At 50.5% G+C, this 14,480-nt stretch carries 18 protein-coding genes; 11 read left to right on the top strand and 7 right to left on the bottom strand.

What is annotated here, in order from left to right; all coding sequences use genetic code 11:
- The first annotated feature begins 41 nt into the window (after positions 1-41).
- Positions 42-764, top strand: a complete 723-nt coding sequence (gene sigE / locus EQM14_RS05820) for an RNA polymerase sporulation sigma factor SigE (RefSeq protein ID WP_442861479.1) — start codon at positions 42-44, stop codon at positions 762-764.
- Here sigE and EQM14_RS05825 read toward each other — a convergent pair.
- Positions 724-1,269, bottom strand: a complete 546-nt coding sequence (locus EQM14_RS05825) for a DNA-deoxyinosine glycosylase (RefSeq protein WP_128742070.1) — start codon at positions 1,267-1,269, stop codon at positions 724-726. The two genes, sigE and EQM14_RS05825, sit on opposite strands and share 41 nt — an antisense overlap.
- Positions 1,269-2,609, bottom strand: a complete 1,341-nt coding sequence (locus EQM14_RS05830) for a CCA tRNA nucleotidyltransferase (protein WP_128742071.1) — start codon at positions 2,607-2,609, stop codon at positions 1,269-1,271. The genes EQM14_RS05825 and EQM14_RS05830 overlap by 1 nt, the downstream gene beginning before the upstream one ends.
- 129 nt (positions 2,610-2,738) lie before the next feature.
- On the opposite strand from EQM14_RS05830, the gene sigG reads away from it, so the two are divergent.
- The 7 genes from sigG to EQM14_RS05865 all read left to right on the top strand — a co-directional run bounded on the left by sigG (position 2,739) and on the right by EQM14_RS05865 (position 8,020).
- Positions 2,739-3,509 carry an RNA polymerase sporulation sigma factor SigG gene (gene sigG / locus EQM14_RS05835; RefSeq protein ID WP_128742072.1) on the top strand — a complete coding sequence of 257 codons (771 nt, stop codon included), beginning with the start codon at positions 2,739-2,741 and terminating at the stop codon, positions 3,507-3,509.
- Positions 3,510-3,675: 166 nt separating this feature from the next.
- Positions 3,676-3,969, top strand: coding sequence for a YlmC/YmxH family sporulation protein (locus tag EQM14_RS05840; protein WP_128742073.1), 294 nt, complete (start codon positions 3,676-3,678; stop codon positions 3,967-3,969).
- A 147-nt stretch (positions 3,970-4,116) separates the two neighbouring features.
- Complete coding sequence (gene rpsB, locus EQM14_RS05845) at positions 4,117-4,860, top strand: 30S ribosomal protein S2 (protein WP_128742074.1); 744 nt, start codon at positions 4,117-4,119, stop codon at positions 4,858-4,860.
- 49 nt (positions 4,861-4,909) lie between these two features.
- Positions 4,910-5,824, top strand: a complete 915-nt coding sequence (gene tsf, locus EQM14_RS05850) for a translation elongation factor Ts (protein ID WP_128742075.1) — start codon at positions 4,910-4,912, stop codon at positions 5,822-5,824.
- A gap of 75 nt (positions 5,825-5,899) precedes the next feature.
- Positions 5,900-6,445 (top strand): M48 family metallopeptidase, encoded by a 546-nt coding sequence (locus EQM14_RS05855; protein ID WP_128742076.1) that lies wholly within the window; start codon positions 5,900-5,902, stop codon positions 6,443-6,445.
- Between the two features lie 251 nt (positions 6,446-6,696).
- On the top strand, positions 6,697-7,245 hold the full coding sequence (locus tag EQM14_RS05860) for a flavin reductase family protein (protein ID WP_128742077.1): 549 nt from the start codon (positions 6,697-6,699) through the stop codon (positions 7,243-7,245).
- Between the two features lie 133 nt (positions 7,246-7,378).
- On the top strand, positions 7,379-8,020 hold the full coding sequence (locus EQM14_RS05865; protein WP_128742078.1) for a helix-turn-helix transcriptional regulator: 642 nt from the start codon (positions 7,379-7,381) through the stop codon (positions 8,018-8,020).
- 155 nt (positions 8,021-8,175) lie between these two features.
- Here EQM14_RS05865 and EQM14_RS05870 read toward each other — a convergent pair whose 3' ends face one another.
- On the bottom strand, positions 8,176-9,120 hold the full coding sequence (locus EQM14_RS05870) for a glycosyltransferase family 2 protein (protein ID WP_128742079.1): 945 nt from the start codon (positions 9,118-9,120) through the stop codon (positions 8,176-8,178).
- A gap of 271 nt (positions 9,121-9,391) precedes the next feature.
- Here EQM14_RS05870 and EQM14_RS05875 point away from each other — a divergent pair, with 271 nt between their 5' ends.
- Positions 9,392-10,285, top strand: a complete 894-nt coding sequence (locus tag EQM14_RS05875) for an SDR family oxidoreductase (RefSeq protein WP_128742080.1) — start codon at positions 9,392-9,394, stop codon at positions 10,283-10,285.
- A 329-nt stretch (positions 10,286-10,614) separates the two neighbouring features.
- Here the strand turns inward: EQM14_RS05875 and EQM14_RS05880 are convergent, their stop codons facing one another.
- A complete protein-coding gene (locus EQM14_RS05880) occupies positions 10,615-10,827 on the bottom strand; it encodes a cold-shock protein (RefSeq protein ID WP_128742081.1) in 213 nt (70 codons plus the stop codon).
- A 241-nt stretch (positions 10,828-11,068) separates the two neighbouring features.
- On the opposite strand from EQM14_RS05880, the gene EQM14_RS05885 reads away from it, so the two are divergent.
- A complete protein-coding gene (locus EQM14_RS05885; RefSeq protein WP_128742082.1) occupies positions 11,069-11,311 on the top strand; it encodes a hypothetical protein in 243 nt (80 codons plus the stop codon).
- A gap of 235 nt (positions 11,312-11,546) precedes the next feature.
- Here the strand turns inward: EQM14_RS05885 and EQM14_RS05890 are convergent, their stop codons facing one another.
- Positions 11,547-11,741, bottom strand: a complete 195-nt coding sequence (locus tag EQM14_RS05890) for an alpha/beta-type small acid-soluble spore protein (protein ID WP_128742083.1) — start codon at positions 11,739-11,741, stop codon at positions 11,547-11,549.
- A 101-nt stretch (positions 11,742-11,842) separates the two neighbouring features.
- Positions 11,843-12,382, bottom strand: coding sequence for a hypothetical protein (locus EQM14_RS05895; RefSeq protein ID WP_128742084.1), 540 nt, complete (start codon positions 12,380-12,382; stop codon positions 11,843-11,845).
- Between the two features lie 296 nt (positions 12,383-12,678).
- Here EQM14_RS05895 and EQM14_RS05900 point away from each other — a divergent pair, with 296 nt between their 5' ends.
- The gene (locus tag EQM14_RS05900; protein WP_128742085.1) at positions 12,679-13,644 is read left to right on the top strand and encodes an IS30 family transposase; all 966 of its coding nucleotides are present in this window, start codon (positions 12,679-12,681) and stop codon (positions 13,642-13,644) included.
- Between the two features lie 22 nt (positions 13,645-13,666).
- Here EQM14_RS05900 and EQM14_RS05905 read toward each other — a convergent pair whose 3' ends face one another.
- Entirely contained in the window at positions 13,667-14,443 is a 777-nt protein-coding gene (locus EQM14_RS05905) for a polysaccharide deacetylase family protein (protein WP_128742086.1), read from the bottom strand.
- Between the last annotated feature and the right edge of the window lie 37 nt (positions 14,444-14,480).

Here is a 14,480-nt window from a genome sequence, read left to right on the forward strand (position 1 = left end):
ATAAAGCCGCAGACGGCAGCGGCAAAAGGGAATGAGTGGAAATGAGCATGAATCGGCGAATTAGGGAATGGTACAACAGACTGCTGCTGCTGTTTCACCGGCTGCGGCTGTGCGGACAGGTCCATTACATCAACGGACCGGAAACGCTTCCTCCGCCTTTAACCAAGCAGGAGGAAGAAAAAGTCATGAATAATATCATGAATCATGTTCCTAACGCGCGCGAACCGCTGATTACGCATAATCTGAGGCTGGTCGTCTACATTGCGAAGAAATTTGAGTCCTCGAGTGCAAGCGTGGAGGACCTGATTTCCATTGGAACGATCGGCCTGATTAAAGCGGTCAACACCTTTTGCCCGGAACGAAACATCAAGCTGGCCACCTACGCTTCCCGCTGTATTGAGAATGAAATCCTGATGTATCTGCGGAAAACTTCTCAGCTGAAAAACGAAATTTCCATCGACGATCCTCTCAATGTGGATTGGGACGGCAACGAACTGCTCCTTTCCGACATCCTGGGCAGCGATCAGAACGCGGTCAACATGAACATCGAGGAGGAGGTGGAGCGCGATCTTTTGCGCAGCGCGGTTTCCCGTTTGGCCCCGCGCGAAAAGGAAATCATGCAGCTTCGGTTCGGCCTGAACAACAGCAGGGAGCATACACAGAAGGAAGTAGCCGATACGCTCGGTATTTCACAATCCTACATATCCCGTCTGGAAAAGAGAATCATCGAACGGCTCCGAAAGGACTTGGAGCGGGTGAGTTGAGCGGAACCGGAGAGAGGGCTGCTTCCCGCAGAATCTGGTAAGCCTGAAGCAGCCCCTCGTAGCTGTAAAACCGGCAGTTGGCGGGGCTGGTGGAGGGCAGTTCCACGGCGGGCAGCCCGGTCTTTTTCAGGCAAAGCCGACGGTAAAGGGCGGCGGCCTTTGTTCCGGTTGTAAAGACGGTATGGATATCTGTATGAGCGAGCAGGGCGGCGATGTCGTTCGCAACCGGTTCCCGAATGCTGCCGTCGTCCGCTCCTTCGATCACGCAGCTCTTCAATACATCCCAGAGGGCGATTCTGCTGGAAAGCAGAACCGCCTTTTTTTCGTCGTTCGTTTTTGGGACCGGCAGTCCGTACAGGTCGGCGATGATGCGCCAGAACCGGTTCTGCGGGTGGGAATAATAGAAGCCGGCTTCCCGGGATTTCGGGGAAGGCATTGTGCCCAGCACCAGGACACGGGAGTTTTCGTCGCAGACCGGTTTCAGCGGATGAACGATGCGTTCCATCAGCGGTACTCCTTTCTTTTTTCCCTGGCATATGCCAGAAGTTCTTCCCGCCGGTTTGGGCATGTTCCGTCGATGACCGCGTCCAGCAGCAGCGAAAGCAGGCGGCCCACTTCACGGCCCTGCGGAATCCCGGCTTCCATCAGGTCGCTGCCGTTCACGGCAAGATCAAGCAGGGTAAAACACTGTTTCTCCTGCAGCATGTGTTCGAGCGCTTCTTTCGTCTTGTCAAGCAATGGCAGCCTTTTTTGGTCCTCCGCGCTTTTGGCCCGCGTGTCCGCCGCGCGCACCTCAATCAGCCGCCGAAGATTTTCTTCTCCCAACAGATTCAGCCGGCGGCGGAGCACCTTCTCCCTGTCTGGAAGAGACAGGTCATGCTGCCGGACAAGGAGTGCCACGGTGCCGATCGTTTTCCGGCTGTATCGCAGGCGTTTTAAAATGAGTTCTGCCAGTTCCGCGCTTTTCTCCGGGTGGCCGTAAAAGTGGCCGGTTCCGTTTTGATCCTCCGAATAGCAGAGGGGTTTTCCAAGGTCGTGCAGAAACATGGTCAGGCGCAGTATGGGATCGGGGGGAATGGAAGCCACGCTTTTCAGCGTATGCTCCCACACGTCGTAACAGTGATGCGGATTATTCTGGGAAAAGCCGAAGGAAGCCCGGATTTCGGGAATAAACTGTGCGGCCACTTCCCGGTATTCCCGCAGAACCCGTTCGGCACCCGTTCCGCAGAGGAGCTTTGTGAATTCGGAGGCGATGCGCTCCCGTGCGACACCGTCCAGCATGGCGCGGTTTTCGATAAGGCTGTCGGCCGTCTTTCGGTCGATGGAAAAATCAAGGACCGAGGCGAAACGCAGGGCGCGCAGAATCCGGAGACCATCCTCCCGGAACCTCAGATCCGGGTCCCCAACGCATCGGACCGTTTTCAGCCGCAGGTCGTCCTGCCCGCCGAATTCATCCACCAGTTCACCGGTCCTGCGGCAAGCCATGGCGTTGATGGTGAAATCCCGGCGGGAAAGGTCCTCCTGCAGCCGTCGGGTAAAGGTGACTGCGTCCGGCCTCCTTCCGTCCGTGTAAACCCCGTCAATCCGGTACGTAGTCACTTCAATGGGCATTCCGCTGCTGAGTACTGTCAGCGTGCCGTGTTTGAGCCCTGATTGAATCATGGGAAAACACTCGAGGGTTTTCATAACTTCCTCAGGCAGGGCCGAGGTGGCAACGTCCCAGTCCGAAGGTTCTTTTTGGAGCAGACTGTCTCTCACGCAGCCCCCGACGACGCAGGCGTCGAATCCGTTTTGGGTCATAATTTGCAGGATGGAATCGACAGGAGGCGGTATTTTAACAATCATGCTGATTCCTCGCTTTTCAATCAAATTCTGTCGAAAATCACGAAAAGAATATTTCTGTTATGCCCTGCATGATCCTCCGCATTCATGGTAATAATGACAATGAAATGCGGCGGACGGAGGGAATGTGAAGTGCAGTACAATAAAGTTGAAATCTGCGGGGTCAACACTTCCAAGCTGAAAGTTCTTACCGAAAAGGAGAAAATGGAGCTTCTCCGCCGCGTGAAAGACGGGGATATGAAAGCGCGCGACGAGCTGATCAGCGGGAATCTGAGGCTTGTTTTAAGCGTAATCCAGCGTTTCACCAACCGGGGGGAAAATCTGGACGACCTGTTTCAGGTCGGCTGCATCGGCCTGATCAAGGCGATCGACCACTTCGACATCAGTCAGGGCGTCCGTTTTTCCACTTACGGCGTACCGATGATTATTGGGGAAATCCGGCGGTATCTCCGCGATAACAACAGCATCCGCGTCAGTCGCTCTCTGCGGGACACCGCCTATAAGGCGATGCAGGTCAAGGAGAAAATGATGGCGAAGAACAGCAGGGAGCCGACGGTGGAGGAGATCGCGAAGGAGCTTGAGCTGCCCAGAGAAGAGGTTGTCGTGGCCCTGGAGTCCGTCGTGGAACCTGTTTCCCTGTATGAGCCGGTATTTTCCGACGGCGGGGACACCATCTATGTGATGGATCAGGTCGGCGACAACAATGACGACAACAACTGGCTGGATGAGATCGCACTCAAGGAAGCCATCAAAAATCTGAACGGCCGGGAAAAAAATATTCTTTCGATGCGTTATTTTCAGGGGAAAACGCAGATGGAAGTTGCCTCGGAGATCGGGATCAGCCAGGCGCAGGTTTCGCGATTGGAAAAGGCTGCTCTGGATAAGATAAAAAAAGAGATATAACGATAAAACATTGGGGAAGGCCGGAATCACCGGAGGCCTTTCTCATTTTTGTAATCATGTTTTTCAATAAAAACTAAAAAAATTATAATCCATTGTAACATTTCTTGCCTCCTCAATCAAATAAAACTCTTTTCCGGCATAAAAATAGGATACAGGAGGTGGGAAAATGACTTGCAGGATGGTTGATATGCGCCGGAAAGAGGTCATCAATATTAAGGACGGAATGCGCCTTGGCACTGTGGGAGATATGGAGTTCGACACGGCAAATGCCAGGGTAATTGCAATCGTCATCTACGGACGCCTGCGTTTTTTCGGGTTGTTCGGCCGCGAGGATGACATTGTGATTCGCTGGCAGGATATTCAGGTGATCGGGGATGACACGATCCTGGTATCTTACAACAATTATCTCAAAGTGAAAAATTCCTCGCACAGCCTCGCGACTTTTCTGGGGTTCAAGTGATCCTTTTCAGTGGAAAAGCTTGTATTCAGCCCGTTTGTATGCTATAATGTTCCCGCTAAAACACACGCCGATGCCAGGCCCGGGTGCCCGAAAGGGTGGAGAGCCAAATTTAAGCGCGGCGGAGGAACAACCAAGGAGGATTTAGCTATGGCAGTAGTATCCATGAAACAGCTTTTGGAAGCAGGTGTCCATTTTGGACATCAAACCAGAAGATGGAACCCGAAAATGGCGGAATACATCTTCACGGAACGCAACGGCATTTATATCATCGATCTGCAGAAAACGGTCCGTAAACTGGAGGATGCGTATAATTTTGTGCGCGACCTTTCCACGGATGGAAAATCGGTCCTGTTTGTCGGAACGAAGAAGCAGGCTCAGGAATCCATTAAAAACGAGGCGGAACGCGCCGGCGCCTATTATGTCAACGCGCGCTGGCTGGGCGGCATGCTGACCAACTTCCGCACCATCCGCCGCAGGATTGACCGCCTGAACCAGCTCAAGACGATGGAGGAAGACGGAACGTTCGAGCTGCTTCCTAAAAAAGAAGTCGGTAAATTAAAGCTTGAAATCGAGAAGCTTGAAAAGTTTCTCGGAGGCATTAAGGATATGAAGAGCCTTCCCGGCGCGCTGTTCATTGTAGACCCGCGCAAGGAAAGAATCGCCGTTGCGGAGGCAAGAAAACTGGATATTCCGATTGTGGCGATCGTCGACACGAACTGCGACCCGGATGAAATCGATTACGTTATTCCGGGCAACGACGACGCAATCCGCGCCGTAAAGCTGATTTCCGAAACGATGGCGAACGCCATTATTGAGGGAAGAGAAGGACGGATGGGAGCGGCTGCTGCTGCGGAAAAGGAAGACGAACCGGCAGAAAGCGCTGCGGAATAATTTGTTTTTCTACCAATTAACGTACTGATGAAGCGGAGGAATTTGAAAGATGGCTTTTACTGCGAAAGATGTCGCAGCTCTTCGCGCGAAGACCGGCTGCGGGATGATGGATTGTAAGAAGGCGCTGGATGCTTCCGGCGGCGATATGGATCAGGCAATAGACTTTCTTCGTGAAAAAGGTCTTGCCGCCGCAACCAAAAAGGCTGACCGCGTCGCGGCCGAGGGCATTGCCTTTGTCGACCTGAATGAGGCCGGCAACGTGGGCGTGGTGATTGAAGTGAACGCGGAGACGGACTTTGTCGCCAAAAATGCGGAGTTTCAGAGTTTTGTCAAGACCTGCGCCGACACCGTGATGGAACAGAACCCGGCCGATGTGGAGGCTCTTTTAGCCTGCAAGGCTTCCGGTTCCGATGAAACGGTCGACGCGATCCTGAAGGAAAAAATTCTAAAAATCGGCGAGAATATTAAAATCCGCCGTTTCCAGCGCATGGAAGGAGCTCTCGGCGGCTATATTCATGCGGAAGGAAAAATCGGCGTTCTCGCAAGATTTGATACGGCCGCCGAAGTCGCCGCGAAACCCGAATTTAAGGAATACGCCAAAAACGTGTGCATGCAGATTGCCGCGATTGTGCCGCAGTATCTTAACGAAGAGAGTGTGCCGGCGGATGTGGTCGAGCATGAAAAGGGAATTTTGAAGCAGCAGATTATCGATTCCGGCAAACCGGCTGAGATTGCGGAGAAGATTGTTGTCGGCAGGTTGAAAAAATTCTTTAAGGAAGTTTGCCTGGTCGATCAGCTTTATGTGAAAGATGATAAACTGACTATTCAGGATTACACCGATCAAACGGCGAAACAGCTTGGCGGAACGATTAAGATTGCTGCCTTTGCCCGTTATGAAAAGGGCGAGGGCCTTGAAAAGCGGCAGGACAATTTTGCGGATGAAGTTGCGGGCATGATTAAATAGAAATTGCCCGAATCAACGGATGAAGCAGCGCAGAGAATTCTGCGCTGCTTTTGTCTATTTGCTGGGAGACGGAAAATGAGTCATACGCTGAGGATCGAAAGATCAAAGAGGAGGACTTTGTCCCTCTCGATTACGAGAGATGGGGCTGTCCTGGTCAGAGCCCCTCTATTTCTTGAAAGTGAGGAAATAGAGTCTTTTGTCCGGAGACATGAGGAATGGATTGAAAGACAGCTTTCTCTCTGGAAAGAGCGCGCCGCACGGGAGGCGGCGCTGATGCTGACGCCGGAAAAGACGGCTGCCCTGAAACAGAGGGCTCAGGTTTATCTGAGCGGCCGCGTGCGGCATTACAGTAAAATAATGGGTGTCAGCCCGATCGGGATCAAAATCACATCGGCCAAGACCCGATGGGGCTCCTGCAGCGCAAAAAACAGCCTGTGCTTTTCTTATCGGCTGATCCTTCTGGACCCGGAAGCCGTCGATTATGTTGTTGTGCACGAACTCGCCCATATACGGGTCAAAAACCATGGGCCGGAGTTTTACCGGGAGGTTGAACGGTATCTTCCGGATTTCCGGCGGAGAATCGCCCTCCTCAGGGAAAGCCAGCAGAAAATCGGTTTATGACCCGCGTGATCCTGGCGTCCCTGTGCCGATTCGTTTACCGGGGATCGCTTCACTGAGCACCGGCCGTGAACGGCGTTAAGGTTTAAGGACAAAAGCACAGGTCGCAGAGGTTAAATTCCGTGTTTGCTATTGTTCTGCCGGTATCCAGGTGCTAAAATATGGATAAAGTCAGTAAAATGATCGCCAAAGCGTTTTTCTGATAGTGCATACACATTGGGAGCATCTTAAATGAGGAAGGCGGGGTATTGCCAATGCCGATGACAGAGCTGCCGTTGGAAAAAGCGTTTATGCTGATTGAGCCGGGGCCGGTAATGCTGGTCACAACCAGGGATCACGAGCGGAATAACATCATGACCATCACATGGCACATGGTAATGGATTTTACCCCCAAGATCGCCCTGACGACCGGTCCATGGAATTATTCCTTTCAGGCTTTGACACATACTGGAGAATGCGTCCTGGCGGTTCCTGCAATCGATCTTGCGGAAAAAGCGGTGTCGATCGGGGACTGTTCCGGCTGTGAGGTGGACAAATTCGAAAAATTCGGTCTGACTCCTTTGCCGGCCGCCAGTGTGCATGCTCCTCTGATTTCAGAGTGCCTTGCCTGCGTCGAATGCCGTGTCACGGACTATTTGGAATCTCAAGGTATTTTTGTCCTGCAGGGGGTTAAGGCCTGGATTGACAGGGAACGGAAAGAACGGCGGACTTTTCATGCCAACGGCGACGGCACCTTTGTTGTAGACGGAGAGACCGTCAACCTGCGGGGCCTAATGGAAGACAAACTTCCGCCCGGGGTCTGAAATGCCTGCTGATTTCTGGCAGGGTTGTGATTCGATTTAATTTTTTTGCCGAGTGCTATTATTTTTCTGTGCAATACCGATAAAATATGTTATACTATCAATTAGGTGCAGTGATCTCAGGAGGTTCGCTCATATGACAGACAGTGAATTATTGAACAGCTATTACCCTCTCATTTCCTTTCTCGCGGAGTTGTGCGGTCCGGGCTGCGAAGTACTGCTGAATGACGTTTCAACGCCGGAGAGGGCGGTTGTCGCCATCGCGGGCGGCTGCCATTCCGGCAGGGAGATCGGCAGTCCGATGACTGATTTTGCCAGAGATATCGTCACAAATAAAACTTATCAGGATAGCGATTATATTTCGAATTATACCGGAGCGGGCAAAGGAAAAAATTTTATGTCCAGTACCTTTTTTATCAAAAATGGGGACCGTCTTGTCGGTCTGCTTTGCGTCAACCGGGACATGAGTTTGCTGACTCAGACGGAGAATGCGTTTGAACTGTTGAAGAAGCAGTACAATCTGGTCATGCCTTCGGAAGAAGTTCAGGAAGTGCTGGATGCTCCGGTGTCCATGATCTTACAAAACATGGTGCGTGCGGCAATCAGCGAATCGTGCACGCTGCCTGACCGCCTTAAGAAAAGCGAGAAGGAAGCGATCGTAATCAAGCTGAAGAACCAGGGAGTTTTGCGCATGAAGGGCGCGGTTGCGGAAATCGCGCGTCAGCTGCGTATTTCTGAGCCCACCGTTTACCGCTACATCAATTCCGAGAAAACGTAAGATTTCGCTATCAGCGAGCCGTGCGGTGTAATTGCCCTCTTGCGAAGGGATCCCATCATGTCAAATCAAGAATAAAAATGCGCTTTATTCGGCCGTTAAAACCAAATAAAGCGCATTTTTCTGCCTGTGTTTCGCTGGGAAAGAGAATTATCCGATTAACGGCGCATCCGGCGCATCCGGCGCATCTCGTGGCATTCGTTCAGGCGCAATTCAAAATCCTGCTTGTTTTTTTGTACCAACACGTCGAGGACCAATCCGCAGAAAAACGAAAGGATGGAGCCTAGTGTCAAAAAGCAGCTGACAATCAAGGTGGGGAGGCGGGGGACAAGCCCTGTTCTGAAATATTCAACGAAAACCGGAAGAATCAGAATCACGCCGATCAAGAGCATCAATGCCGCGGCAAATCCGAAAAAGGGAAGAGGACGGCAGTTTTTGTACAGACGAAAAATCGTTCGCAGGACCTTGGCGCCGTCGGAGTAGGTGTTCAGTTTCGATTCGCTGCCGGCGGGCCTGTCCCGGTAGGGGACAACGACGCTTGAGATTCCGAGATTTTTGTCGAGTGCGTGGATTGTCATTTCCGTTTCGATTTCAAATCCTTTCGATAAAACCGGGAATGTTTTGACAAACTCGTAGCTGAAAGCGCGGTAGCCGGTCAGAATATCACTGACATTTGTATGAAAAAGAAAATTGATGGTCTTTTTCACCAGTGTGTTTCCGATGTTGTGAAACGGACGTGGATTTTCCTCAAAATAGGTAGCCGAAAGACGGTCTCCGATCACCATTTCCGCCTGGTTATTCAAAATCAGACCAACCATTTCTTTTGCGCATTCCGCCGGATAAGTGTCGTCTCCGTCGGTCATAAGGTAGCATTCGGCGTCGATGTCGCGAAACATGCTGCGAATCACCTGTCCCTTCCCCTGACGGTATTCGTAGCGGACAACGGCTCCCGCTTCCCTTGCGGCGCGGTCTGTTCCATCGGTCGAATTGTTGTCATAAACATAGATGACAGCTTGTGGCAATTCCCGCTTGAAATCTTCAATGACCTTCGCCACCGTACGCACTTCATTATAGCATGGTATCAATACTGCGATTCTGTCCATGTGCCGCCTCCTGTTCACGATTATTTTTCCCAATGTTTGGGAAAACATTCAAAACTGACTTCAGGCATTCATTCTTTTTTCACAGATTTTTCCATTTTGGATTCGATTCAGCCTGCGGACATATAGGGTCAGAGATCCTGCTCCTTTCGATTCCGTCCCGAAAGGGGCGGCATTTTTTCGTTTAAGGATGATTTCATGGGAAAAGGCAAAGCTATTGAAGAAACAAATTCGATAAATTCTGTAGAAATAAAAAGAGAGGATGGATTCCAAGATGGCAGACGTAAAAAGTCCTTATCAAAACGCTCCGGCGGCGACACCTACAGATTTTCCGGTTCAGCACCAGGAAAGGCAGCCCGGCCGCCAGCAGCAGATGAATCCTCAGCCGGTAACCGACAATCCGGCCGCCCGCGGCAGCGGAAAACTGCAGGGACGCGTCGCGGTTATTACGGGTGGGGACAGCGGAATCGGACAAGCGGTTGCGGATGCTTTCGCAAAAGAAGGCGCGGACATTGTGATTGCTTATCTGGAGGAGCAAGAGGACGCGGACAGGACCTGTGAGATGGTGAAAGCCGCGGGCCGGCGCTGCACGGCGGTCAAATGCGACCTGCGGCAGGAGCTCTGCGCGAAACAGGTCATTGACCAAACGATATCTGACTTCGGCAGGATCGACCTTTTAGTCAACAATATCGCTGTTCAGTTTCCGCAAAACGAGATTGGGCAGATTTCCTCCGAACAACTGAAGAACACATTTGAGACTAACTTTTTCAGCTGCTTTTATATGGTTCAGGCGGCCCTGCCTCACATGGGTCAAGGATGCTCTATCATTAACACCACTTCGATCACTGCGTATCAGGGCAGCCCTACGCTGATCGATTATTCCGCGACCAAGGGGGCCATTGTCTCCTTTACAAGGTCGCTTTCCCAGTCGCTTGCGCCGAAAGGGATCCGGGTCAACGCCGTGGCGCCCGGGCCGGTCTGGACGCCGCTGATTCCCTCCAGTTTCGATGGGCAGAGAGTCTCCGAGTTCGGCAAAAATATGCCGCTTGGCCGTGCAGCGCAGCCGTTTGAAATTGCGCCGGCTTACGTGTACCTCGCTTCCGACGATTCAGCCTGTATGACCGGTCAGGTGCTTCATGTCAACTGCGGCGCGATTACGGAAAGCTGATCTGAAAGGGCGAGCCCGGAAACCGAGGTTAAGAGAAAACCTTCTTTCGTTTGGAATGGAAGCGGGATAGCCGCTTCATTCCGAACAAGAAGGTCTTTTCTTAGAACGTATAAACAAGCTCTCATCCCGACCGGTCTGGCTGGAAATTGGCGGAGAGTCTTGTGCTGGGAAACCAATTTTGTCTCAAGGCAAAAAAAGAAGGCCGCTTTAACGGCGGCCCGTGGAAGAATGCGAATGGAATGCTGATTCAATGTGGTGAAAGCGCGCCAGTATGATTGCCTTTTAAAATTGTGCGGTCATGATCCGCGCAACGCAGGGCTTGGGCTGGTTTACTCGATCACGGTCACATTAGCCGCGCGCAGCTTGCCGTTGCGGGCATCTGTTTCGGTATCATAAGAGACCTTCTGACCTTCGGAAAGAGTCTTATATCCGTCAGACTGAATAGCAGAAAAGTGTACGAACACATCTTCGCCGCCATCGTCGTTGGAAATAAATCCATAACCTTTTTCCGCATTAAACCATTTTACTGTGCCTTTATTCATTAATAAAGCACCTCCGATAGTAGTATGTCCTAATGTGAAACTAAAAACTCACATCCCGAGCAAATCATTAAACGTTCAATGACTTACATAAAGATGTGAGTTCCATTGGCACATTTAGAAGACGTTTATTATCTTAACATAAAATCTATCTTTTGTCAAACTAATTTACGCAGTGCTTTTTCGAAATTTCGTTTATTTGATCCGGATCCGGGAAAACTACCGGAAAAGGAAGGAGGACAAAATGGAACAGAATAAAAAAGAAGAAAGAAAACTGCAATTGAAAGACGATGTCTCTTTTATGGACGAACAGTCTGTCGCTTCCTCCATGGACTGCACCGGTTTGATGCCGTCGCTTCCGGCTACGGAAGATGAGGCGGAATCCTATTCCGATCTATATTCGGTTCCGGCGCCAAGACAGATCGATGATGTTGAAATCCGTAAGAAATCTCTTCGTCATCATAAAGTCGGAGGCAAGAACACCTGAGCGGATATTTGTTTCAGCCCGAATATAAATGCCGGTCCCGCGCGCCGCGGGACCGGCATTTTCTGTAGCTTCAGCGAAAAGTAAACCACCAGCTGGCGGTTTTAATTTATGAAGCAATAATAAAAAGAAACCGCCTCGCAATAGCCTTACGGATATTTTGAGACGGTTCCTTTATTCGACAACGTCAGCCCCAATGGGTGACGCTTAAAATGCGGGAAGATGAGTCGGAGAAAAGTTATTTCATGCTTTCCTCATATTTCTTGATCATGTTTTTAACCATCTGGCCGCCGACAGAACCGGCTTCCTTCGTGGAAAGATCTCCGTTGTAGCCCTGCTTCAGGTTTACGCCGACTTCGGACGCAGCTTCCATCTTAAACTTATCAAGAGCTTCACGGGCTTCCGGCACGACGTGTTTGTTACTACTAGACATAAAAGCAACACTCCTTCATTTAATCTATTTTCATTTCCCTTGCGTTTGCTTTACTATTTTGCGTTGTGGTTTCTTTTTTATGAATGTAAATTTTTTCAACTTCAAATAATATAACCCTTTGATGAATCCACTCCCGAAATCAGCAGAGCGGCGCACACCATAAGGAGCTGATGCGGGCTGCGGGATTCTGAAAATTTCACGGTAAAATCGTGTGGCTCAAGCATGTTCCCGTCAAGGGTCCTCAGTGTGCGCTGCAGACTCAGCGCGGCGGTGCCTTCCTCCAGGCCCGCGATACTGAGCGTTTCCCTTGAGCTTGTGCCGCAAGTGACAGCGGCGGTCCCCGAACCCTTCAAAAGTGCGGCGGCACGGACATTTTTAGACTCAAGAACGCATAAAAAATCCGGTGGGAATGAGATCGGGTCCTGTGGGAGCGTGCTGTTTTTTAAAAGGGCGATTCCCTGCCTTAATTCAATTTTTGGTATTTTTTCATATTCATAGAGGAAATATTCCGGACCGGGACCACGTTCAAAAACGCGATCCGGACCGGAATATCTCACTCCGCCGTACTTTGGCAGGGCGGCAATCAAGGCCTGTGTTGCCGAAGTGTCTTTTGAATCTCCGCATAAAAAAATATTTACCATGAATCCAATGCCTCTGTTATCGATATTTCTGAAAACAGTATTTGCCGTGACATTTTAATTATGTAAGGCAATTACCGCCAGGAGTGTTCCATAACGCCGGTATTTTTGGAAACGTGACATGCGTTTCGAAATATTTAGGATCTATATTTTTTGACCCGCCGACAATGCCGGCGGGTCTTTTCGCACTTAGGTGAATTAAAATAGCAAGTGCAACAGGAGGGTAGAAAGAGTCCACAAAAAGCCAAATCCATGATACAGTAGGAGTTGAAAAGACACCACTGAAGGAGAGGCTTTTTATGGACTACCACCATCTTACACCAAAAGAGCGCGCATTGATAGCCCAATTGTGGAATAACGGGATCAGTATGAGGCAGCTTGCACGCAGGTTGCAAAGGGATCCGGGCACAATCAGCCGGGAGATCAAGAGGAACCGTTCGGGACAAAAATATCTTAGCGTTCCGGCACGGGCCCGGTACCTTGAACGGCGAATGGAATGCCGCCGGAAGAGGCTGTATCAAAACCCACGTCTGACAGCTTACATATCCGAAAAGCTTGAATTGTCATGGTCGCCCGAACAAATTGCCGGAAGAATCCGGTTAGACTATCCGGATGACCGGGACATGAAAATCTCGCACAGCAGCATATATCGGTGGCTACGCGCGGACTTGCTGCCACGTTCCGTACAACTTACGATGAAACTGCGTCACTATGGCCGTCAGCATGGAGAAACTCGTGGGTACAAGGCCGGGGCGCGGGAAATCCGGGAGAGAAGCAAAGAAGCTCTACGCAGAAAGAGACTTGGAGACTGGGAAGCTGACACGATCGTGTTCGGACAAGCAAAACGCGCTTATTTGCTGAATGTGACCGACCGAAAAAGTCGATACTGCTGCCTGGCCGTCCTGCGCAACATCAGACGGGAAGAAGTCATGCGGGGCTTTGAGTTCTTCTTTGAAGGCGGAAAGGTTCCGCTCCGCACGGTAACGTCGGATCGAGGGATCGAATTCAACTGCCACCGTGAATTTGAGAGCCGCTTTGAAGCGTTGTATTATTACACTCGCCCAGCCTCTCCGTGGCAGAAGCCAACCGTGGAAAATACGAACGGATTGATTCGTCAGTTTTTCCCCAGAGGAACCCGTTTTACAGAACTTACCCCAGAAGCCGTGGCATTTGTCATGGAGCGTCTCAACGACCGCCCGCGTAAATGTTTGAATTGGAAAACTCCTGCTGAAGTCATTTCTTCTTATCTGTTGCACTTCACTTGACAATTCACCCTTAAGCGATAAGCTATTTTTTTGCTGAGGGGTTTGAAATTTGCATTCCGGCCTGGTCAATCGTATAATTGCTTTTTAAAATCAATTGGGAAACCGGCACGATCGTGTATCCTTGCGACTGCAGTGTTTTCAGGATGGTCGGAAGGGCCGCCGGTGTATTTTTTGCTCCATTATGAAACAAAACAATGGAACCGGGTTTTACTTTTGTAGTCACGCGGTCGATAATCTGCTGAGGAGTGGGATTCTTCCAGTCTAAACTATCAACATTCCACTGGATCGCATACATGTCAAGATCCTGCGTTGTTTTTATCACGGGGTTGTTGTAATCGCCGTAAGGGGGGCGGAACAGAATCGGGCTGACGCCGGTGACCGCCTTGATTTTGTCGTTGCAGGACGAGATTTGCTTTTTCATGTCATTCTCAGACAGCTTTGGCATGTGCGGGTGGGTATCGGAGTGATTGCATACTTCATGCCCCGCAGCGGCCAGGGCTTTTACGGAATCCGGGTATTTGTCGACCCATGCGCCCACAACGAAAAAGGTTGTTTTTACATTGTATTCCTTTAATATGTCGATCAGTGTTTGTGTTTCTTCATTCCCCCAGGCCGCGTCAAAGGATATCGCGATTTTTTTCTCCTCTGTTTTTACATTATAGATCGGAAGAAGACGCTTGGAAGCCGAAGCCTGAACAGCCTGAATCCCGCGCACGCCTGCTGCTGCGGCCAGTACAATTGCCAGAACACCGAACAGGATGGTCAGCAGCCGCTTGCGGGTTACAGTAATGACATGCATAGTCTATTTCCCCTTTCTGTTCAAAATATATGCGAAA

It is taken from the genome of Caproiciproducens sp. NJN-50, assembly GCF_004103755.1.
In the GTDB taxonomy this organism is placed as follows: Bacteria; Bacillota; Clostridia; order Oscillospirales; family Acutalibacteraceae; genus Caproicibacter.